A 22,635-nucleotide genomic window follows, 5' to 3' on the forward strand; every position below is an offset into this window, starting at 1 on the left:
TCAGCGCCAACCGACAATAACACCATTAACATGCGGTGCTTGAACCTGAGTTTTGAACCTGGCTGCTATCGCCGATGACCACCAGTCCAGGCGGCCATCGCTCAAGCCTGCAGTAGCGCCTGCATTTGCTCAATTTGCTCTCGATAACCGGCATCGTCTTCATTGGGGTCCACCGACAAGCCCAGCCGGGCAAAAGCTTTAACCGACGACCAGTCCACTTCCCCCATGGGGTGGTCGCTACCAACATAGCTGTGCAAATTGGCGACCGTGACCACGTCAGCGTAATCCGCTACGTCCACATCCCGATCAAACTGTAAATAAGCCTCAGGAATAACAAGCAACTCATCCGCAAACCCCCAAGACGCCAAAATACGCCGCCCAACTTCAGGGGCCAACTGAGCCAACACCAGGTCTAGCAAGCGGGGATGATCTCGCAAAAAACCCCGACCTACCGCATAACTCAGCAACGGCAGAACACCAATTTGGTGAACAATCCCCGCCAACGTGGCGAGTTCAGGCTTAAGGTGGGCTTGGGTTTTTGACAAGGTATGGCTGATGGCTGCCACGTCAATGCTATGTACCCACAAGGCGCGCATCCGCGTATTTAAACTTTCATTGGTCGACAAAAAAATTTGCTGCATTGCCAAGGTCGTTACCAGCGTACCGGTATAAGCCAAACCGATTCGACTGACCGCAGTTTTCACATCAGCAATGGGTTGCCGCGCTCGCAACAACGAGCTATTGGACACCCGGATAATTCGGGCCGCTAGCGAGCTATCGTGTTCAATAATGCTTGCTAAAATAGGAATACTGGCATCGGGGTCACTGGCCGCTTCCCGCACTTCCAGCGCCACCTCCGGCAAGGTCGGCAGCACAATAGAATCGTCTTCTATCGCACTCAGGATATCGCTGCGAATCTGCCCAATCACTTGGCTCATATTGCCGCCGTCGCCCAAATCATTATTTTGCCGTTCAGAATAACAAAGCAACACAATCAGGCTTATCGAGACAAATACTTATCCCCTTGTTTATGGTCAGACCGCACTCAACTAAAAAAACAAAAAGGGATATCTTAGATATGACAAAAGTAGTGCTGTTTGACCCGTATCAAACAGCACTTAATGCTCTTAAATTTATAGCGCGTCGGCCACGGCCTTCAACGCGATATCAAGATCAAGCGTCAGCCCTTGTTGCCCAAAAGCATCCACCAAGGCAGTCAGCAATAGCTCAATATTCTCACGTCGCGCACTGTGGCCCATTAAGCCTATGCGCCATACCTTACCCGCAAAATCACCCAAGCCCGCGCCAATTTCCAGGCTGTATTTTTCTAGCAATAAGCCACGTACTTTGGCGTCGTCGATGCCGTCGGGAATATAAACACTATTGAGCTGAGGCAGTCGTGCACCCGCCTTAACCACAAACTCAATGCCCAGTGCTTCCAGCCCCGCAGCCAGTGCCTGATGCATCGTCGCGTGACGCAACCAGGCATTTTCTAAGCCTTCTTCCTGCAGAGCCACCAAGGCTTCGTGCAAACCATATAAGGCATTCACTGGCGCGGTGTGATGGTAGGCACGTTTGCCACCCTGGCCCCAATAACCCAGAATCAAATTCATATCCAAAAACCAGCTCTGTACCGGCGTTGTTCTGGCTTTAATCGCAGCTACCGCCGCATCGCTAAAGCTGACCGGCGACAAACCCGGTGTGCAAGACAAGCACTTTTGGGTACCGGAATACACTGCGTCGGCTTTCCAACGGTCCACATACAGTGGCACACCACCCAGCGACGTCACCGTATCGACAATACTTAAGCAATTGTGGCGCTTGGCTAGCCCACACAAAGTTTCTGCATCGCTAATTGCACCCGTTGAGGTCTCGGCGTGCACAAAGGCCAAAACCTTGGCATCCGGATGAGCCGCCAGCGTTTGCTCAACCGCATCTGGATCAACAGGGGTGCCCCAGGCTTGATCTACTGCAATGGCAGTGGCCCCACAGCGCTGCACATTTTCTATCATGCGCTTACCAAAAACGCCGTTAACCGCAACAATGGCTTTGTCACCTGGCTCCAGCAAATTCACAAAACACGCTTCCATACCGGCAGAACCGGGGGCAGAAATCGGCAGCGTCAGCGCATTTTCAGTTTGAAACGCATATTTCAGCAGCTCTTTAATCTCGTCCATCATCACAATAAATTGCGGATCAAGGTGACCAATGGTAGGCCGACCAAGCGCATCAAGAATACGCTGTGGAACATCTGACGGCCCGGGCCCCATCAAAACCCGCTGTGGTGCCTGGAAAGAAGAAATACTCATACCTGCCTCGTTTCAGTTCTTGTTTCAGTTAATGGCCCAACCGCAGCCAATAAAGATAAAGCCGACTATTGTAACGAAAATGACGGCTTCAGGGGCTACAAAACATCCCGACTAGCCCTATTCCACAGAAATTCCTCCCCCTTTGCTACAGATACCCCAAATAGGGTATTTCCTAACGGCCCATTAAAATGCATGATATGAAGAAAATATGACTCAGTTAACCGGGGGCTTGATTACACTAATTCGATTGCCGCTGTTGTGACTAAAAAAGCGTCCAGCTAGGCGCGAGAAATGTAGTTTGGTTACGCCAAATAAGTGACGAGCAACGACGAGGGGCGCTTTTTTAGCCTCAATCCACAGGACTGGGGCCATTTTTACCCCCAGCGTTGTTACCAGACACTTGTGTAGAGTGACCAAACCGCATGTCTGGCGCCGAGTTGGAGGTAAAAATGCCCCCCAGCAGCGAGCATCGAATTAGTGCAACCAAGCCCCTACAGAACCTTTTTCGTAATAATATGGTCACAGAATGACTGGCGGCCCCCTGCCAGACATAACACGAAAGGAGTATGTCGCATGACAGAGCGCATTAAAGAGTTCCTTAAGCAACTCTCCCTCGACATCGCCAAGCTGCTTAATATTGACAGCTACGAACAAGACAAGCTTTGCCCCATCAAGGTTGAAAACGAGCAGCCAAGACGCGCTGACAAACGCAACCCTTACCAAGACAGCGGCTACTAATTCTGTAACATCTAAGCTGCAACATATCCGTCCCCAAAAAAGAGAAGTCCTAGGCTTCTCTTTTCAATGTTTATCTTCGACTTTAGCAAATACTCATCTGCGGCCTCCTCCCGAGAGGCTTAACATCATTTGCAAATTTCAATAAGCGGCTAGACGAGCGGCCAGCGACTGCGGACAATAACAGCAAGCTAGCCATTCAGTAACGTTGACCATTCCGTTAAAGGGAACCGCAATCAGTGTCTATGATTAACAGCAAACTCCCCCACGTCGGCACCACTATTTTCAGCACAATGTCTGCGCTGGCCGCTAAACACGGCGCACTGAATCTGTCGCAGGGCTTCCCGGATTTTGCCACCCCCGCGCGATTACTGCAGCAGCTCAATCACCACGCCCTTGCAGGCCAAAATCAATACCCGCCCATGAGTGGCGTTGCCGACTTGCGCAGTGAAATCGCCAAATTGGTCGCACGTTGCTACCAGCGAGAGGTGTGCCCAGAGCAAGAGATCACCGTCACCTCAGGCGCAACAGAAGCCTTATTCGTCGCCATTCACACCCTGATTCAAGCTGGGGATGAAGTGATTATGTTCGACCCCGCCTACGACAGCTACGAACCGGCTATTGCCTTGGCTGGCGGCCGCTGTAAACGACTGGCACTCTCTCCCCCAGATTACCGACCAGACTGGCAACAAGTGGCTGACGCCATCACCGACAAAACCCGCTGTATTATCGTCAATAGCCCCCACAACCCCACCGCCACGTTGCTGAGCAAACAAGATTGGCTGCAACTGGAAAAACTGGTTTTAGAAAACGAGCTGTTCTTAATTAGCGACGAGGTTTACGAGCACATTGTGTTTGACGACCACGCCAGATTGAGCGCCAATAGCTTTCCCGACCTAGCAAGCCGCAGCTTTGTGATCTCCTCCTTTGGCAAAACCTTCCACTGCACCGGCTGGAAAACCGGCTACTGCGTCGCCCCCAAAGCCTTAAGCCGGGAATTTAGAAAAATTCACCAATTTGTTACCTTCACCAGCTTCACCCCAGCCCAACACGCCCTGGCAGATATGCTAGCCGAAGAGCCAGAGCACATTGATCAGCTTGGCGCGTTCTATCAGCAACAGCGAGATTATTTTGCATCAGAAATGGCCGCCAGCCGCTTCACATTGTTACCCAGCACCGGGACCTATTTTATTCTCGGAGATTTCAGCGCCATCAGTGATATGGCCGACACGCAATTTTGCGAATGGCTAACAGAAACCGCTGGCGTCGCCGCCATCCCGCTCTCGGTCTTTTATGAAACGCCGCCAGACAGCAAAATTATTCGCTTCTGTTTTGCCAAACAACACAGCACCTTGCAAGCCGCCGCGAAGAAACTATGCCTGCTATAAAGAGGTCTTCTGTCAATATGAAAGCGATAAACGTTGCCGCGTTACAAAGCGACCTGCACTGGCAATCACCAGAAGCAAACCGCAGTCATTTTGCCGCCCAAATCAGCCAACTGACACAGGTCGATCTCATTGTTCTACCGGAGATGTTTACCACCGGCTTTTCCATGGCCAGCACAGACATTGCCGAACCCAACGACGGCCCGACCCTAAGCTGGATGAAAACCCAAGCCAACACCACCGGCGCCGCCATTACCGGCTCCGTCGCCATTAACGATGACGGCGACTACTACAACCGCATGTACTGGGTAGAGCCCGACGGCCGCGTTACTCAATATGACAAGCGCCACCTCTTCCGCATGGCCGGAGAACACCAACACTACAGCCCCGGCAGCCAGCGGATTATTGTGCCCTGGCGAGGCCTGCGCTTTTGCCTGCAAGTCTGCTACGACCTCCGCTTTCCCGTGTTTTCCCGCAATCGCAACGACTACGACGCCCTAATCTACATCGCCAACTGGCCCGCCGCCCGCGCCCATGCCTGGAAGAGCCTGCTACCCGCACGCGCCATTGAAAACCAGTGTTTTGTAATCGGCGTGAACCGCGTCGGCAAAGACGGCAATGGCCATGACTATAGTGGTGATAGTGTGATATTAGATTACATGGGCAAAACGCTGGAAAGTGCTCCGGAAAATGTCAGTAAGACACTAAGCAGCTCCCTAGATATAAGCGCACTCAATGAATTTAAAGAAAACTTCCCAGCCGAACTAGACGCAGACAGATTTGAGCTTTCTATAACGGGTTAATCATCAAATACCGTATAAAATAAAGTGGCCGGACCACCTTGGGGCTTTGAGCGCAGATGCTATTATCTTTTATTCATTGAATATATTTAGCGTATTAATTGAAGAATCACACGCCTTTAGCAAATATCTCTGAGATGTTGCTAATCACCACGTCGGCCAAAATCCAATTCGTCCTATCCTTGGTATAGCAGTAAGATTGTCTAAAACCTGTAATTATTTGTTGTAGCATAAAATACCAACCGCCACGCCAACAAAAGGAATCCACTATGAATGCCGTTCGTCAGTTCTTCTTGATGGTCTTGGCATGGGGCTGCGCAAGTTTAGGCAATGCCACAGCCTGGCAGTGCCCCGATAGTCTCAACGCTAGCCGCCCCACGCTGGAAGCGGGTGAGCTAAACCTGTGCGACACGGTAAAAAGCGCCAAAGCGGTATTGGTGGTGAACACTGCCAGCATGTGTGGTTTTACGCCCCAGTTTGAGGGCTTAGAGGCGCTTTATCAGGAGTTTAAAGATCAAGGTTTACTGGTGATGGGCGTGCCCACGGCGGATTTTGGCGGTCAGGAATACGAGGACGCGGAAAAAACCTCCAAGGTCTGCCACGCCAATTATGGGGTGAGTTTTCCGATGTTTCGCAAGGCCTGTATTCGCTGCGACAACCCCGATCCACTTCTCGCGTTGGTGGCCAAAGCCAGCGATACCAAACCGAAATGGAATTTCTACAAATATGTGTTTAATCCCCGTACCGGCGAAGCGGAAAGTTTTTCATCAATGACCAAGCCCGATGCCGACTCACTGCGCAAAGCGATTACCGCTATTCTCAATGAAGAATGAAGACAGCCGCGTTGCTATTTGTTGCGCTGGCGCTATTAGCCTGTAGCGTCAGCAGTCCGCTCGGCCCGTCTTGGCAGCGCTATATTTCAAGACTCGAAAATGTCTTGGACCGTAACGCCACCGCGCCCCAGCCCCAAGACTTTCTCCATTACCCCAAACAGCGCGATCTCGTCGTGGCTTTCTCATCTCCCAGCATTAATCTGTTGGACTTTTTACAGCTACGCAAATGCAAACTGGGAGAAACCATTGCCCAGCGCAATAGTATTCTGGGTAAGCATAGCGATGCCGCTGGGCGATTGATTTTTGATTTGCAGTTTCTTGCCCAACTGGAAGACTGTTTAAAAACACTGGATCAGGATAACGACACCGAACTGCGGCAAAGCCTGAAAAAGGCTGGCGCAATTAAACAGCAGGAATTACCTGCACGCATTTTTGCCGCCAGTTTGGCTGGCCCGGAATTTCGCGAGCTGTGGGCCAAACCCAATCGCGCACAAACCTACCCCATCGACGGTGCAGACCCGGCAATTAAGCCTTTAAAACAGTGGTTGCGTTGGCAAAAAAACTGGCTGGCTGGCGAGTGGCAAATAAACCCGAATGCTGTATTGATGACCCTTGGTGAAATTCGCAAAGGTCTAGCGGGGGACTTATTGAATGCACAACGGCTAAATCTAGCAGGGCTGATATCAGCCACCGCGTTGATTGACAGTCGCCTTGGCAACAGGCCTCTTTGCCTTGTCGGATCATCGCCACCGGCTGCCAGCCATTTTCGAAATGTGCTAAGCAAATTTTTTATTGCCGATATTCAAAAAACCGCCAGCCGTATCAACCGTCATCAGCAGCAGTTACTACCGGTGATACACGACATTGAAACTACGCTGTTTGAGGTGATGGCATCGGCAGACATCAAGCTGCCTGAGCAGTACCGGCAATGGCAAAGCAACCGACAACAGCTTTTTGAGTTGCTTATTCAAGCCCATCGAGACCACGTTAACGCAGCCGGTGCCTTACTACATCAATGCGGTATGACGCCGGGTTAACGACGTCGCTGCTCCATTCGACGCAAAAACACATCCATCACCGATTGGTACAAGCCTTCGCCTAAAAACAGGTCTTCGACACCCGAATCTATGCTGGGGTTGTCGTTCACTTCAATCACTACCACCTGCTTATCATTCTGTTTTATATCTACGCCATAAAAGCCATTGCCAATTAATTTGGCCGCTTTAGTGGCGGCATCAATGACCTTCTTGGGCGCTTCGTAAGTAGGCATGGTATCAAAGCCACCTGACTGACTTTTACTGCTGCTGTGCTTATAGATTTGCCAGTGGTTTCTCACCATGTAGTAACGGCAGGCATACAGGGGTTTACCGTCCAGCACGCCAATGCGCCAATCGTATTCGGTATACATAAACTCCTGGGCCAACAGCAGCGCCGACTTATCCAGCAGGCGCTTACTTTCACTCACCAAGGCGTCCCAGTTTTCTACTTTAACGACACCCCGAGAAAAAGCCCCGTCAGGTACTTTTAATACGATTGGGAAACCCAATGTATCTGCGATTCGACGTAATTCCTCGTCATTATCCCGGCGCAAAAATTCGGTTTTGGGTACAGGCACTTTGTGACTGCGCAACAGGTCAGCGAGATAAATTTTATTGGTACAGCGCAAAATAGAGGTGGAATCGTCCATCACCACCAAGCCCTCCGCCTCGGCCTTTTTAGCAAAACGATAGGTGTGATGATCCACCGCGGTGGTTTCGCGAATAAACAAGCCGTCGTATTCCGGTAGACGCAAATAATCCTTACGGGTAATCATTTCTGCAGAAATTCCCAGCGACTCCGCAGCTTTGACAAATCGACGCAGTGCGGTTTTATTACTGGGAGGCAATTTTTCTTCCGGGTCCACCAAAATAGCCAGGTCATAACGAAAGCGTTTTCTGGCTTTGGGTTTACGCCACATTTTGCTACTAAAGGCTTCAAAAGTAGCGGCAAAGCCCTCCTGCTCTTCATTACCCTGCAAATTTTTCAGCGACGTAACTTGCACTTTGCGCAGCCGCCATTGGCTTTTATATTCCAGCGAAATTTCTAGCAACGGACAGGGAAAACGCTCAAATACGGCTTTTGAAAATGCGCTGTGCTCTGCCGACAAGGTTTCGCCAAACCAACTGTGAATTTCCCGTACATCGCCATTTTTTCCCGCCGGGAGTTTTGCCAGCAACGGCTCAATCCCTTCCCATTGGATAGCCGATAATGATTTTCGACCCAATTCGCTCAAGGTTTTTACCGAAGGCAGCACATTGTGCCCCCTTGCCTCGGCAAGGAGAGAACAATAATAACCCGTACCCAAATAGCGATAGCTTCGACAAAGATTAATCACCCTGACCCGCTCTTCTCCATTCGAGGCAACCCGCTCCAAATAGTCATCAAAGGTAATCACATCCTGGCTGGGGAAATAGGGCGACCAATCTTTCAGGTCGTCCACTACGACGTAAAACTGGGCCATGCTGGGCGTCTCGTAAAAGGGCTGTAATGGTCGGCATTCTGAGGCCAGTTTTTACCATTCACAATATGCAAATATGGATTGTGAAGAGTAAATATTGCGCAGTATTATCCCCCAGCTGACGGAGCGGTTTCGCCAGCCGTCAGCACAACTGGAAACACCATGTCAGACCCGATAATTCGCAATGCCACAAGCAGTGATATCGACGCTTTGCTGGAGCTGGAGCAACAGTGTTTTGCTGGCGACCGACTCTCTCGCCGCAGTTTTAAACGCTTTTTAAAACCGGGCCCCCACCAGCTCGCCGTGCTGGTCGACAACGATGCCATTCTTGCCTATAGCTTGCTGCTGTTTCGTTCTGGCACGAGCTTGGCAAGGCTCTATTCCATAGCGCTCGCACCCCAATGCCGGGGACGAGGTTTAGCTGCCCTTCTGTTAGACGATGCCCACAACCGGGCCCGGCAAGCGAACTGCGTTTTTTTGCGCTTAGAGGTCCGGGAGGATAATGCCCCGGCCATCGCTCTTTATCGTAAAAAAGGCTATGCCTGTTTTGATACCGTTGACAATTACTACGAAGACGGCAGCAAGGCGCTGCGCTTTGAAAAGCGCTTAAACCTGGCTGCGCATAGCAGCGACCAGAAAATGCCAAACTATTACGCCCAAACCACTGATTTTAGTTGTGGCCCCGCCGCACTGATGATGGCCATGCATAGTTTGGATAAGTCTGCGCCTATTAACCGCAGCGAGGAGCTGCAACTGTGGCGAGAAGCCACCACCATTTTTATGACTGCGGGTCACGGGGGCTGCTCGCCCCACGGCCTGGCACTGGCGGCATTACGGCGTCAATTTGCTGTAACACTCTATATCAATACTGCCGACACGCCCTTTATTGACAGTGTTCGAAGTGACGAAAAACGCAGTGTAATTGAGCTGGTCCATCAGCAGTTTTTAACACAGCTTAGCGAATACAACATGCCGGTGGAGATAAGTCCGCTGGGGCAGAAGCAGTTCCGAGAAATACTCGAACAGCAAGAACATCTTGTTGCTCTTATCAGTACTTGGGCACTTAACAGAAACAAAGCCCCTCACTGGGTGTACATCAACAAAAGCGATCAAAATTACGTGTATGTTAATGACCCAGATACTGACGATACACTCTGGCAAACCGAGGCAGATTGTCGACATGTGCCGGTCAGTATTGATGCGTTTATTGCCATGGCCAGTTTTGGCCGCCGACGTCTGCGTTGTTTGCTAGCGATTCATCCCAAACCAGGAGGCACATCAAACGCCCAATGAAAACAGATTATCCCCAAGCGCTCAGAGAGCTTTCTGATGAATTAATTGCCATCCAAAAACCCATTTTAATTTTGGATAGCATTAAATGGCCCCAGCGTATCCAAGAGCAATTTCTAGCCACCGGTGCCAACGCTCTTCCTGACATTGGTCCCGACTACTATCAACAGCTGCCCCTGAGCTTTGATCCCAACAGCAAACGACAAGCATTGCTTGGACTTCGTAAAAAAATTCAACAGCGCCTGGGTAAAGACGATCCCCTTGGCAGTATTCTTTGCGAGACCATTGAGCAGTATTTAATTGTCATTGATTTACTTAGCCAACGTGGCACCCCCGGTTTTATGGCCGCCAGCAAAAAACTTTATGGCTCGGCTCGGGACCATTTACGCGGTGACAAAATGACCTTGATAGAAATGGGCCAGCGACTTTGTCATATTTTTTCACTGCCAGCGGCCAGCCACCTTGCAGCCGCCTACCCCAAAAACATCCCTGCCGACGAAGCCGTAAATCAACTCCAACAGCGGCTGTTACCCTACTTTGCCGACAGCGCTTTTAGCGTTAAAGAGACCGACGGTATTGTTTCTGACGCCTCTGCCGGTGGCGATTGCATAAAGGTCAACACCCATGCAGCGTTCTCAAGCCTGGACATTCAAGTATTGGAGGTACACGAAGGATGGGTGCATGTTGGCACAACATTGAATGGCCGTAATCAACCCTGGGCCAGCTGGCTCAGCGTGGGATCGCCGCGTATCACGGCGCCCCAAGAGGGCTTGGCGGTGTTAATTGAAACGCTGACTTTTAGCTCCTTTCCCGCCAGAGCACGACGCATTAGCGACCGGGTTGTTGCCATCGACCTGGCGGAAAATGGCGCCGATTTTATGGAGGTCTATCGCCACTTCATCGATCAGGGTTTGAGCCAAAAAGACAGTTACAAAATTGCCCAGCGGGTATTTCGTGGCGGCGATGTGCGTGGCGGGAGTTGCTTCACCAAAGACTTGTCCTACGTCAAAGGCTTTGTGGAAACCGTGAATTTTATTCGCTGTGCGATTTTATCAAATCGCCCGGAGGTGTTGCCGTTAATGTTTGTCGGCAAGGTGGCTTTAGATGACGTGCCCACCCTTTACCACTATCAACAACAAGGTCTTATTGAGGCACCCCGTTACCTTCCCCCCATGTTTAAAGACCTGAACGGCTTATATGTCTGGTTTGGTTTTTCTAGCGGTATGTCCTTGCTGGACATTGGCAGAATACAAGATCATTTCAAGGCCTTGTTTGAGCGCCAAGGGCTGTAAACGGTTTTGCAGCGAGGCCATAACAGCGACCAAAAATAAAATCATCCTACAAGTTGTAGGCATGCCGACACGGCTGCCGCAAGGCAGTCTGAGGGTGGACCACATTGCGGCAAACATAAAAGCAATTAACCGTAAATGCAGAGATACGCTGTGTTAACGGTTACTTTAAGATTGAACTTGCTTTTACCGGGAACATTAAAACCCTGACCAGCAGAAAATGTCTCCCAGTCATCACTGCCCGGCAGCTTTACCGTCAAGGCACCGCTTAACACTTCCATACGCTCTTCGGCGTCGGTACCAAATTCATACTCACCCGGCCCCATCACACCAATAGACTCGGGTTTGGCCTCACCGTCATAACCTAGGGATTGCACGGCACCATCAAAATAACTGTTGTGTTTAATCATTTAAAAATCCAAGAGTGGAAATAAACAGGGCCGGCAATCATACCGGCCCAATCAACGCGACACCAGAACGCCAGCGCCTTGCTAAGCCTCTGCCTGCTTGGCGTGGCCATAGTCCCGCCCCACATACAAATACATGGCTGGCACAACATACAAGGTAAACAACGTCCCAATTGACATACCAGAGGCAATAACCAAGCCCATTGCAAAACGGGATGAGGCACCTGGGCCACTGGCGAGCAATAGCGGTATCATCGCCATGACCAAGGCTGCGGTCGTCATCAAAATGGGCCGCAGGCGAATAGACGTCGCCTCTTCAATCGCCTCACGTTTAGAAAGCCGGTCATCTTTCTGCAAACGGTTGGCAAAATCCACAATCAAAATACCGTGTTTAGAAATGACCCCAATCAAGGTAATCAAACCGACCTGGGTATAGATATTCAGCGTCATACCAGGAAAGTTACTCAGCTGCATACCGTTGGTCAGCGCCAACAGGTTAATGGTCAGCAATGCCCCACTGATCGACATAGGCACAGTCACCAGAATGATTAATGGGTCCCGGAAGGACTCAAACTGCGCGGCCAACACTAAATAAATAATAATGATCGCAAACAAGAAAGTCGTCGCCAATGCATTACCTTCTTGACGGAGCTGCCGAGAGGTACCGCTGTAATCAATGCTAAACCCGGCAGGCATGACCTCTGCAGCAATATTCTCCACAATTTCCAACGCCTCGCCCTGGGTAACATCTGGCCGGGGCACGGCAACAATGGTATTGGAATTGAGCTGCTGAGCATGGGTAATGGATCGCGGCACAGTGCGGTCGACAATATCAACCACCGTAGACAGCGGGATCAAATCGCCGCTGCGGGTGCGAGTATAAAAGTCTTTAAGCTGCTGGGGGTTCAAGCGTTCTTCCCGCTGAACCTGGGCAATCACTTTGTAGGAGCGCCCCTGGTAGGCGAAACGATTGACTTCGGCACCGGCCATTAAAGCAATCAAATCGGCGCTGAGGCTTTGCATATCCACCCCCATCAGAGCCGCCTTTTCGCGGTTAATTCGCAGCTCGGATTCAGGGCGATCAAAATTCAATTGGGGGGCTGCAAAAAAGAAACGGTTGCTCGCCATAATTCGCCCGACAACTTCACTTCCCACTTCGGCCAATGTTATGGGGTCAGCGGTAGACTTTAACACCAATTCGACCGGATACCCCTGACCCGGCGTGGGCAATGGTGGTGGTTCAAACAGGGCTATTCGCACACCTGGCACGGCATTAAGCTGAGGCGTGAGCTCTGCGGCTACCTCACTCATGCTTTGATCTCGCTCGTCCCATGGTTTGCCGATCAAGCCCACAAAACCTTGGTTGGCTTCTAAAAAACCACCCGAGGCTTGTGCAAACGTATGGCCAACCGACGGGTGGTCAATGCCAATTTTATTGCTCTTGACCATAGAGTCTTTCAAGTATTCTGCAGAGGCGTAGCCATCGGCATCAAGCAAAACCCCAACGAAACCCAAGTCCTCACCCGGTGCCAGTTCAGATGCCGTGGTGCTGTATAAATAAACGCAGGACAACAATACAAGCAAACCAAATATCCCCACCACATGACGGTGGTTCATCGCGTTGTGGGCAGAGCTTTTGTATTTTTTGCGTAAGAACTCAAATTTCTCATCGAGGAAAACCTCCATACGATTTTCCTCGCCATCTGCACCATGCGAGGCTTTAAGCATTTTGCCGCACATCATTGGCGTTAAGGTCAGTGCAATGACCCCAGATATCAATACTGCCCCAGCAAGGGTAAAGGCAAACTCGGTAAACAGGGTGCCGGTAATACCGGTTAAAAAGCCAATAGGAGCATAGACCGCCACCAGCGTAATCGTCATGGCAATAACGGGCCCGACCAGTTCTCTGCCGCCTTTAATCGCCGCGTCCCTGGGGGACATGCCCTCTTCGATATGCCGATGAATATTTTCCAGCACGATAATGGCGTCATCCACCACCATACCGATGGCCAATACCATCGCCAGCATGGTTAACAAATTAATAGAGAAGCCCATGCTGTACATAAAAAACAAGGCGCCAATCAGCGATAACGGCACCGTAACGGCAGGAATCACCGAGCTCCGCAGTGAGCCCAAAAACAGGAAGATCACCACGATAACAATTATCACGGCTTCGATGAGCGTCGCCTGTACATCGGCAATGGCACGGTCGACATATATAGTACTGTCGTAGCCAATCACGCCGTCCAAGCCTTCTGGCATGGCCTTCACGATTTCGGGCCAGCGCGATTTAACCTGGTCAATCACGTCCAACAGGTTGGCATCGGGACGGATAAAAATACCAATAAAGACGCCGGGAGACGCGTCCCAGTATGCCACCGCATCATAATCTTCTGTGCCAAACTCCACCGTTGCCACGTCTTTAAGTTTGACCATCGCATTATCTTCGGAGCGAACAACAAGATTTCGAAACCCCTCAAGATCGTTCAGATCGGTATTTGCCGCCATACCAATTCGCACATAGGCACCTTTGGTTTGGCCTACGGCAGATAAAACATTCTCTCGCCGAATGGCATCAAAGACTTCACTGGCACTCAGGTCATGAGCCTTTAGCTTGGCCGAATCAAGCCACACCCGCATGGCATAGGGCTGCCCCCCATCAATAATAATGCTCTCTATGCCCGAGATAGAGACCAACTCCGGCTCGACAATACGGGTGAGATAATCGGTAATTTGGGTCTTACTCATAGACTCAGATGAGAAAGACAAATACATAGACGCGGTTGAGTTTGCGTTTGCTAACTGGATAACTGGATCTTCAGCGCCATCGGGAAGCTGACTGCGCAGCTTGTTCACCTTGGTGGAAATCTCCGTTAGGGCTTCGTTGGGATCTTTAGTCAGTAAAAGATTAGCGGTAATGCTGGAGACGCTTTGGCTAGAATTTGAGGTTAAAAAGTCAATGCCATCGGCGGTGGCAATCTCTCTTTCCAGTGGCGTGGTAATAAACCCCTCAACCAACTCCGGGTCAGCACCGGGGTAGGCAACGCTTACCGTAATCTGAGCGTTTTGCAGGTCGGGGTATTCCCGCACGTTTAAATCCAATCCCGCGCGAAGACCCAACAATAAAATAACGAGGCTTACCACCACGGCAAGCACGGGGCGTTTAATAAAAATATCGGTAAAGTGCATTTATCCTGTCCTTTTGAGCCGTGGAAGCAATGAGTTTAAAACTTAGCTTTCCGGCGGAGATGGCTCCAAAGAGGTATTAGGGCGCATTGCATTATCGATAATCACCGGCTGGCCACTGCGCAATTTCAATAAGCCCGAGCTGGCCACTTTAGTCCCTTCTTCTAAACCACTGGTAATCTCAACATAATCACCTCTGGCTTTACCCAGACTGACAAAACGCTGTTTAACCAATAGGTCGGTATAAGGCGGTGCACTGGGATCGGGCTCTTCCGGTGGCGGCCCGGCCTCAGGATTTTTTTCTATAACAAAGACCGTCGCGCCATAAGAAGCGTAGTTAATCGCCGTACGGGGTAGGACTAAAACGTCGGCACTGCCAGGCAGATTTAAGGTTAATTGCGCAAACTGGCCAGGCTTGAGGCGCATATCCTCATTGGGAATACGACCGCGAAGGTCAAAGTTGCGAGTGTTGGGGTTCACCTTCGGGTCAATGGCAATCAATTCACCAGCAAAGGTCTCGTCAGCGTAGCCATCCAGCTTCATTGCAATCGTTAGCCCTTCTTCAACTTGGCCAAGCTCGCTTTCAGGCAAGGTGAAATCTACATCGATAGGGTGAAGCGCCTGCAATGTCACCACAAACTGGCCAGGACTTAAATACTGGCCAACATTGACTCGACGAATACCAAGCTGACCAGAAAAAGGCGCGCGAATCTGTTTTTGAGCAACCCGACCACGCTGTGCCGCTGCCGACGCTACTGCCACTTTTGTCTCGGCCATTGCCTTATCGTATTCAGATTTAGAGATAGAGCCACGCTTAAACAATTTCTCAATGCGCTTGCTATCCAGCTCAGCCAAATCGCCCTGAGCCTCCAAGCGATTCAACTCACCCTGCTCTACTGCTGAATCAAGCTCAATCAACAAGCTGCCTTTTTCAACATGCTGGCCCGATTCAAAATGAATCGCCTTAACCACACCATCCACTTCGCTTGCCAGATCTGCACCGTTTACAGCAACCAGTGAGCCTACCGCCGTTAACGTGTTGTCCCACTGACTGCGCTCAACCGTGGCCGAGGTCGTGGTAACCGGAGGCGTTGGCATGTCATTCAGAAAATCATTCATCATCTTATTGCTGAACCACTTCATGCCCACAACGCCGCCAAAGGCAAGCACTGCAAGCGACAACAAAATGATCATCCGTTTACTCATGGAGCATTCCTTTTCTAACTCAGCAATCGGTAAATATGTGTTTCAGTGTCATCATTGTATGCCTGCTAAAAGCAATAACTTTATATTAATACCGTGTTATTTGGGCAACGACCTGACTAAAGGCGACTACTATACAGCGACTTGCTTTCAGACAGCTATTACGAAATGTTAAGGCACCTCTACAAAATAAGAATAAACCACAAGCTAAGGTTTTTAATATCGTTGCTATACTTCCGAACTTCCGATTTTACCGCCCCGCGCGCCCAGCAAACACCAACAGGTAACATTTAACGCGGGCCAAACATACCATGTCCGCAAACGATGTCCGCGAATACAGCTCGCAACGCAACGTCTATTGTTTTTTCTTAACCCTCGGAAAACACTGATTCAAAGGCATTTCGCTCTCCCATAGGATAGCGAGAAGATAAACAACCTAGAAGCGCCGCGACCGATGGACATAGCAACACTATTGGGAATGTTAGGAGCAATAGCGGTCATTGCCGCGGCTATACTATTTGGTGGTAGCGCCAGCAGCTTTATTGATACACCCTCGGTACTCATCGTCATTGGCGGCGGCACCTTAGTCAACCTGATGAAGTTCCCCCTCGGGGATACCTTGGGCGCTTTCAAAGTCGCCTCTCGAGCCTTTTTTCATCGCAGTATGGGCCCACAGGCGCTTACTAATGAATGCGTAGAGCTTGCCAAAGTAGCCCGCCGAGAGGGACTGCTTGAGCTGGAAAACAGAGAGATCGGTAACGAGTTTCTGAACAAAGGCGTACAAATGGCCATTGACGGCGTCGATGACAACCTCGTCAAGTATTTGCTGAATAAAGAAATCAACCTCACCATTGAGCGCCACGAGTCTGGCGAAGCGATCTTTCGGGGCTTTGGCGATGCCTTCCCGGCCATGGGTATGATCGGCACCCTAATTGGCTTGGTGCAGATGATGGCCAATATGTCCGACCCCAAAGCTATCGGCCCGGCCATGGCGGTTGCGCTACTCACTACGTTGTACGGCGCCATTTTAGCCAACACTATTTGCATTCCCGTTGCGGAAAAACTCGCCTTTAGAACAGCAGAAGAGCGGCGTAACCGGCAGCTCATACTAGAGGCCGTTAACGGTATTCAAACCGGTATACAACCCCGAGTTTTGGAAAGTTTGCTCGGCACCTACCTGCCTGAGCAAAAACCTGAAACAGCCAAAGACGCTGCCAAAGCAGAAAAGGCCGCGTAAGTGGAAGCCCCTCCTGAGAAGAAAGCCCCGGCCGGAGCACCCGCATGGATGCTCACATTTGCCGATTTAATGTCGCTGCTGCTGGCCTTTTTTGTATTGATGTTTTCGTTCTCTGAAATGGACAAACAAAAATTTAAAGAACTGTCGGGCTCCCTCAAAGACGCCTTTGGTGTCCAGAAAGAAATCAAAGCAAAAGACACTCCTATCGGCACCAGTATTATCGCCAGAGAATTTTCTCCGGGGCGAGTCAGCTCCACCCCAGACAATGTCGTTCGGCAAGACTCCACCAGCAACCTACAACGCTACGCCTTAGCGCAAGATATCGAGCTGGCAAAATCGATTCTGGAAGTCGAAATCAACCAAGACCAGGTTGATGTTGTCGCCTCCGAAGAAGGCTTTCTTGTTATCCGCATTCGCGAGCACGCCTCCTTCGCCTCCGGTAGCGCAGGCCTGGACAACCGCTTTGACAAAATAGGCAAAAAAATCTCCACCGTCATCAATAGCATCCCCGGCGAAATAATTATTGCCGGACATACCGACAACGTTCCCATCCACACCGACAGCTACCGCTCCAACTGGGATTTGTCCTCCGCCCGGGCCGTATCCATGCTTCATAGCTTAATGGACCTAAGCGGCGCAGATGCCTCACGATTCCGAGCCGTTGGCTACGCGGCATTTCATCCGCTCTACCCCAACGATAGCGAAGAGCACCGAGCAAGAAATCGACGCGTAGAAATTCAAATCAGCCGTAGAGTAGATATGTAAAATCGCGCTGCGCACCGTACGGAATCATCAAACAGCCATACGCGCCATTCATTGCCATTGCCAGATAACTTCACTGCTGATTATCAAGTCTCACCACTTCCTCGCTGATCGGTCGACAAAGCCCCTTTGCTCGTGTCGAGCAACACGATACCCATTCCAGCCTCATCAGAGGTGCTGGATCCCGGGTCACCCATATCCCGGCCCCCGGCGCGTAGGCCGGGACAAGCTTTGAGCCGGTATCCAGAAGACCACGGGTATGAATGAGCATCATCATGAACCCCTGCTCCGAGACACTGGATCCCGGATCACTATGGTGTCCGGGATGACGGGGCTTTGTATGATCGTCTAGCTCTATCTCATCTGGCCAAACCATCCCGTCATACCGGCCCCCGGCACATAGGCCGGGACAAGCTTTGAGTCGGTATCCAGAAAACGAGGGGTATGAATGAGCAACATCATGAACCCCAGTTCCGAGACACTGGATCCCGGATCACCCATATCTCGGACACCCATGGCGTCCCGGATGACGGAGCTTTATATGACCTTCCGGCTCTATCTCGTCGGGCTCTATCTCGCCCAGCTAACTCATGATGACGAAACCTTATGATCTTCCAGCTCTATCTCATCTGGCCGAACCATCCCGTCATACCGGCCCCCGGCGCGTAGGCCGGGACAAGCTTTGAGTCGGTATCCAGAAAACCAGGGGGATGAATGAGCAACATTATGAACCCCTGCTCCGAGACACTGGATCCCGGATCACCCATATCTCGGACACCCATGGCGTCCCGGATGACGGAGCTTTATATGACCTTCCGGCTCTATCTCGTCGGGCTCCATCTCGCCCAGCTAACTCATGATGACGGAACCTTATGATCTTCCAGTTCGATCTCACCTGGCCAAAACCATCCCGTCATACCGGCCCCCGGCGCATAGGCCGGGACAAGCTCTGGGCCGGTATCCAGAAAACCACGGGCATGAATGAGCATCATCATGAACCCCAGTTCCGAGGCACTGGACCCCGGATCCCCCATATCTCGGACACCCATGGCGTCCGGGATGACGGAGCTTTATATGACCTTCTGGCTCTATCTCGTCGGGCTCCATCTCGCCCAGCTAACTCATGATGACGGAACCTTATGATCTTCCAGCTCTATCTCATCTGGCCAAACCATCTCGTCATACCGGCCCCCGGCGCGTAGGCCGGGACAAGCTTTGAGCCGGTATCCATAAAACCACGGACGTGAAACGCAAGGAAGCCCTGCAACAAATCTGCAAACTGAACTTCATATACTTGCCTGTTTTCCTTTTCCATTTTAAGTAGCCCCTAAGGCCAGCAACCTCATGCCTAGCGACCACGCTCGTACTCCGCAGACACGAACAAAACCGGTGATTTTTATTTTGCACTCGCTGATTATTGTCTGTTTGACCGTCGCCTTTCTCACTGGGATGCGCATTGCGGCGGCTACCGAGACCAGCGGCGTTGCGGGAATACTGAGCAAGTGGTTACCCCAAGGCAATGTGTTTTACTGGCATATCCTTACCGGCATGAGCATTTTGTTTATCACCATCAGTTATCTCGGCTACATTTTTTTAACCGGCCACACCAAACGATTACGCCGAATTCCTCACCAGGCATTATTTTCAAAAGAGAACCTATTACGGCAAATTATCTGGCTAGGACTGGCATTGGTCACAGGATCGGCGACAACGGGACTGTGGATGTATCTCGGTCCAGGCGGCAACTGGCAGCTACTGCTTTCACAAATTCATTATGTTTTTGCCTGGATTTTTATTATTTACACATTCATCCATGTAGTCAGTATTGCGACCCTGGGAGGAATACGCCGCCTCAGCGCAATTTTTATTCCCCGAATGACATCAATAGGCTCAGCACTCGTCATTTTTATTATCGCTGGCAGCGCAGCCATTATCGCTTATCAATTTGGTAATACACCCCAAGCCAGCCTTATGCTCCACTACCATAATCGAGCGGTTACCCTTGATGGCAAAGCCGCTGAGGGCGAATCTGGCGAAATGGGTGCCCGCCGCCTATCCACTCACCTGATGGTACAACCGATAGTTAGTAAAGAAGTGTTAGCCGACCCACTATTACTAGGCCAAGGTTTTATAGCACGCTTTCTAATCTGCCATGAAAGCAGTATTGCCGGCACGCGCTTTCTCGCCAATCGCGATGCAACAATAGGCCCACATGATGATCCTGCCCTTATCGCCTATTGGACACGACTTGCCGAGTTGTTGGCAATTCCTGTAAACATCAACGAGGAAACCGGCGGATTGGATCTGCACATCCTAGAAATTACCGACGCGGCCTACCAGCAATGGGAGGCTTTACACGATGGAATAGAGCGACACCTGGCACCTGGCGGCATGTTCATCAATATTAAAGCTTTTGCGTCAAAGGCAGCAGAAAACGCAGCTAGAATTGCGGCGGTAATGGCATTTGTTGAAAACGAGAAAATTACAGCAAATCATATTCAGCGCGCAGGCCAGCTGACCTCATACTATTTGGAATCAATGGCGGCACGCACTGGTGACGCCGCAAACGATTTGGAAGACATTCAGGCGCGAGAATTACTCGACTGGATAATCCAACACGGCGGCAAACTCGAAGCGGCTCAATTTAAGTATTTACCAAACACATTCCGCAAGGCCAGCAAAACCAGAAGTATACTTCAAAGGCTTCGCATGGATGGCCATATCAATGCGCAAATTGGCACTGGTGGCAAGGAGGTATACTGGGAGATTATCCAATGCTAGATCTAATTGCCGAGGGCATGGAGATACGTAATCAGTTGCCGATACAGACGGCGGTGGCAATCGCCGCACCAAATCCGCAACCGCCCGCAATGATCCGCAGCTATCCGCAAACCAGAAATAACCACAGAAACTCAGTAACCATGGGAGATTCAGAGGATTATACTGATGAAATCAGCAAATCCGCAGTTTCCGCAACCCCTGCTATTGTTGAACTTAGTATCAATGCGTTCAATAACGACGGCTTAGAGCTAACGCACGACGACCTCATCTTTCTGCGACACCATTTACCGTTCGATCCAAGTCATCGAGACGCAGCCCTCGCTCGTTACAGGGAGATATGGCATGAAGCCATGACAGAAGAACCAGCCGAGCACAGAAAGCAAAACAAAGGCAGGTTCGTCGCCAACACTTGGCTGAGGACTACAAACTTAAAAGCACTACCCCCTAAGTATTTCGACAAAAAGGATATATGAGACGGCAGGACGACTCCTTTAGCTAACTTTACCGCCATGATAATGTTAGCCACATGGATGACCCAGACTATGAATACTTAAAGATACCCGACAATTTAATACCCAAGCCCGGCCCGGGCCGTGTCGGCGCATTTTCATTAGCTGCTGCTATGGTCCAATTCTGGGCATTGACCACATTCTATCCGCTATATCGTGTGAAGTTCTGCCGCTGGTCGCACTTATTAGGGGCCTAAGCACTGAGATATGACTACTGTGTAGTCACTTGCCGATAAAATCGGAAATAGCGTGGAAACCACTTCTTTTTTGGGGCGTAACAGTTCCATTGCTTCGAAGGCCCTGAAAGTCCGCCTCAGGCGTCAGGATCCCTTCACTGGAATCCAGCCTAATGTCTCTAACTGCTGCCAGGCTGCATTAACATGGGATTGCGTCATTATCTGTTTTTTACGAGGGTTCCAAGCTTGTACCTTGCTTAGCGCCTGATAAGCGTTGGTGGCACCCTCGCGTGTTGCTACCCAGTGAACACTAGCAAGCAGTTCCATGCCAAAAGGTGACTGGAAGCCCTCAATCAGCTCAGCCACTTCACTCACTCGCTTTAAAACGCCGGGGTCTATTTCTTGTAAGTAACGATTAGCCTCGGCTAGGGCCGTATCATCCGGGGTGATTTGAGACTCAACAACACCGTCCCCCACCCCGTGGAGATAGTGTCCGTCCATACGATCGAGGGCATGGCGTAGGTTGTCAGCGTAAGGGCCAAACTTGTCTTTTACAAAGTTCAGTTTCAAGCTCTGGCCGGCCTCTTGCAGAAAGTAAGCTAATTTCTGCACCTCGATTTTGGATAACCCATAGTCAAGGGCTTGGTAGGTTTTGAGCAAAGCCAGAATAGCTGCGCGCCCCGGGGTCATTTTGGGGGCTGGGGTGTTCACTTCAAGCTCTACCGGTGCCGCTCCCTCCTGGGGCTCAAATAGGCGTAACTCAATATCGACCTCGGCAAAATAACGCTCAATCAGCGGGCGAACGTCGCGCCAATCTAACCCGCCGTTACCGCAACCCAAGGGCGGCATCACAATAGAGCCTATGCCTCGCTCGCGTACCACCTCGAGCAAATCGGCCAGGCCTGACTCAATATCTGCCAGCTTTGACGCATTACGCCAATGGGCTTTGGTGGGGAAGTTGATAATAAACCGCGGCGTTGCCAAACCGCCCAAATCGTAGACAAACATGCTGCCGGGCTTCACTTGTCCGGCTTTACAGGCAGCAGAATAGGCTTTGAAGTTTTGGGGCCACTTCTTTTTAAACTGCAGAGCGATGCCTTTACCCATCACCCCCACGCAGTTAACGGTGTTAACAATGGCATCGACATCGTGCTGCTTAAGCAGATCTCCACTGGTTGTCACTATTGCCATATTTCACCTTTACGTTTGATAGTCCCCTGCAGGTACTTAGGGGAC

General features: G+C 50.7%; 19 protein-coding genes. 11 read left to right on the forward strand and 8 right to left on the reverse strand.

The genetic code is table 11. The annotated features are described in order from the left end of the window. Positions 1-101: 101 nt before the first annotated feature. Positions 102-938, reverse strand: a complete 837-nt coding sequence (locus IMCC21906_RS11865) for an HDOD domain-containing protein (RefSeq protein WP_047013384.1) — start codon at positions 936-938, stop codon at positions 102-104. A gap of 195 nt (positions 939-1,133) precedes the next feature. Further along, the gene (locus IMCC21906_RS11870; protein ID WP_047012347.1) at positions 1,134-2,309 is read right to left on the reverse strand and encodes an alanine--glyoxylate aminotransferase family protein; all 1,176 of its coding nucleotides are present in this window, start codon (positions 2,307-2,309) and stop codon (positions 1,134-1,136) included. A 573-nt stretch (positions 2,310-2,882) separates the two neighbouring features. Here IMCC21906_RS11870 and IMCC21906_RS16860 point away from each other — a divergent pair. From IMCC21906_RS16860 to IMCC21906_RS11890, 5 genes are all read left to right on the forward strand, one after another. Next, positions 2,883-3,047 (forward strand): hypothetical protein, encoded by a 165-nt coding sequence (locus tag IMCC21906_RS16860; protein ID WP_156166040.1) that lies wholly within the window; start codon positions 2,883-2,885, stop codon positions 3,045-3,047. 242 nt (positions 3,048-3,289) lie between these two features. Beyond that, positions 3,290-4,432, forward strand: coding sequence for a methionine aminotransferase (locus IMCC21906_RS11875; protein ID WP_047012348.1), 1,143 nt, complete (start codon positions 3,290-3,292; stop codon positions 4,430-4,432). Positions 4,433-4,449: 17 nt separating this feature from the next. Further along, positions 4,450-5,232 carry an amidohydrolase gene (locus IMCC21906_RS11880; RefSeq protein WP_156166041.1) on the forward strand — a complete coding sequence of 261 codons (783 nt, stop codon included), beginning with the start codon at positions 4,450-4,452 and terminating at the stop codon, positions 5,230-5,232. 266 nt (positions 5,233-5,498) lie between these two features. Next, positions 5,499-6,062 (forward strand): glutathione peroxidase, encoded by a 564-nt coding sequence (locus tag IMCC21906_RS11885; protein WP_197085896.1) that lies wholly within the window; start codon positions 5,499-5,501, stop codon positions 6,060-6,062. Further along, positions 6,059-7,099 (forward strand): DUF3080 family protein, encoded by a 1,041-nt coding sequence (locus IMCC21906_RS11890; protein ID WP_047012350.1) that lies wholly within the window; start codon positions 6,059-6,061, stop codon positions 7,097-7,099. Before IMCC21906_RS11885 ends, IMCC21906_RS11890 begins: the two co-directional genes overlap by 4 nt. Here IMCC21906_RS11890 and IMCC21906_RS11895 read toward each other — a convergent pair. Further along, positions 7,096-8,562, reverse strand: coding sequence for a RimK family protein (locus IMCC21906_RS11895; RefSeq protein ID WP_047012351.1), 1,467 nt, complete (start codon positions 8,560-8,562; stop codon positions 7,096-7,098). The two genes, IMCC21906_RS11890 and IMCC21906_RS11895, sit on opposite strands and share 4 nt — an antisense overlap. A gap of 159 nt (positions 8,563-8,721) precedes the next feature. Here IMCC21906_RS11895 and IMCC21906_RS11900 point away from each other — a divergent pair, with 159 nt between their 5' ends. Beyond that, positions 8,722-9,852 (forward strand): GNAT family N-acetyltransferase/peptidase C39 family protein, encoded by a 1,131-nt coding sequence (locus tag IMCC21906_RS11900; protein ID WP_047012352.1) that lies wholly within the window; start codon positions 8,722-8,724, stop codon positions 9,850-9,852. Beyond that, positions 9,849-11,141, forward strand: coding sequence for a flavohemoglobin expression-modulating QEGLA motif protein (locus IMCC21906_RS11905; RefSeq protein ID WP_047012353.1), 1,293 nt, complete (start codon positions 9,849-9,851; stop codon positions 11,139-11,141). Before IMCC21906_RS11900 ends, IMCC21906_RS11905 begins: the two co-directional genes overlap by 4 nt. Positions 11,142-11,266: 125 nt before the next feature. On the opposite strand, the gene IMCC21906_RS11910 is transcribed toward IMCC21906_RS11905, so the two are convergent. The 3 genes from IMCC21906_RS11910 to IMCC21906_RS11920 all read right to left on the reverse strand — a co-directional run bounded on the left by IMCC21906_RS11910 (position 11,267) and on the right by IMCC21906_RS11920 (position 15,937). Then, positions 11,267-11,548 carry a pyrimidine/purine nucleoside phosphorylase gene (locus tag IMCC21906_RS11910; protein WP_047012354.1) on the reverse strand — a complete coding sequence of 94 codons (282 nt, stop codon included), beginning with the start codon at positions 11,546-11,548 and terminating at the stop codon, positions 11,267-11,269. Positions 11,549-11,629: 81 nt separating this feature from the next. Next, entirely contained in the window at positions 11,630-14,734 is a 3,105-nt protein-coding gene (locus tag IMCC21906_RS11915; RefSeq protein ID WP_047012355.1) for an efflux RND transporter permease subunit, read from the reverse strand. A gap of 42 nt (positions 14,735-14,776) precedes the next feature. Then, a complete protein-coding gene (locus tag IMCC21906_RS11920; RefSeq protein ID WP_047012356.1) occupies positions 14,777-15,937 on the reverse strand; it encodes an efflux RND transporter periplasmic adaptor subunit in 1,161 nt (386 codons plus the stop codon). A 451-nt stretch (positions 15,938-16,388) separates the two neighbouring features. Between IMCC21906_RS11920 and IMCC21906_RS11925 the strand changes: the two genes are divergently transcribed. Beyond that, positions 16,389-17,171, forward strand: coding sequence for a MotA/TolQ/ExbB proton channel family protein (locus IMCC21906_RS11925; RefSeq protein ID WP_047012357.1), 783 nt, complete (start codon positions 16,389-16,391; stop codon positions 17,169-17,171). Further along, positions 17,172-17,936 (forward strand): flagellar motor protein MotB, encoded by a 765-nt coding sequence (locus IMCC21906_RS11930; protein ID WP_047012358.1) that lies wholly within the window; start codon positions 17,172-17,174, stop codon positions 17,934-17,936. A gap of 851 nt (positions 17,937-18,787) precedes the next feature. On the opposite strand, the gene IMCC21906_RS16865 is transcribed toward IMCC21906_RS11930, so the two are convergent. After that, the gene (locus IMCC21906_RS16865; protein WP_156166042.1) at positions 18,788-18,928 is read right to left on the reverse strand and encodes a hypothetical protein; all 141 of its coding nucleotides are present in this window, start codon (positions 18,926-18,928) and stop codon (positions 18,788-18,790) included. A 349-nt stretch (positions 18,929-19,277) separates the two neighbouring features. On the opposite strand from IMCC21906_RS16865, the gene IMCC21906_RS16385 reads away from it, so the two are divergent. Together IMCC21906_RS16385 and IMCC21906_RS11940 are read left to right on the forward strand one after the other, a co-directional pair. After that, positions 19,278-20,714 (forward strand): DUF3987 domain-containing protein, encoded by a 1,437-nt coding sequence (locus IMCC21906_RS16385; RefSeq protein ID WP_082117468.1) that lies wholly within the window; start codon positions 19,278-19,280, stop codon positions 20,712-20,714. Further along, positions 20,708-21,187, forward strand: a complete 480-nt coding sequence (locus IMCC21906_RS11940; RefSeq protein WP_047012359.1) for a hypothetical protein — start codon at positions 20,708-20,710, stop codon at positions 21,185-21,187. Before IMCC21906_RS16385 ends, IMCC21906_RS11940 begins: the two co-directional genes overlap by 7 nt. A 356-nt stretch (positions 21,188-21,543) precedes the next feature. Here IMCC21906_RS11940 and IMCC21906_RS11945 read toward each other — a convergent pair whose 3' ends face one another. Beyond that, positions 21,544-22,590 (reverse strand): macro domain-containing protein, encoded by a 1,047-nt coding sequence (locus IMCC21906_RS11945; RefSeq protein WP_047012360.1) that lies wholly within the window; start codon positions 22,588-22,590, stop codon positions 21,544-21,546. Between the last annotated feature and the right edge of the window lie 45 nt (positions 22,591-22,635).

This window comes from Spongiibacter sp. IMCC21906, from assembly GCF_001010805.1.
In the GTDB taxonomy this organism is placed as follows: domain Bacteria; phylum Pseudomonadota; class Gammaproteobacteria; order Pseudomonadales; family Spongiibacteraceae; genus Spongiibacter.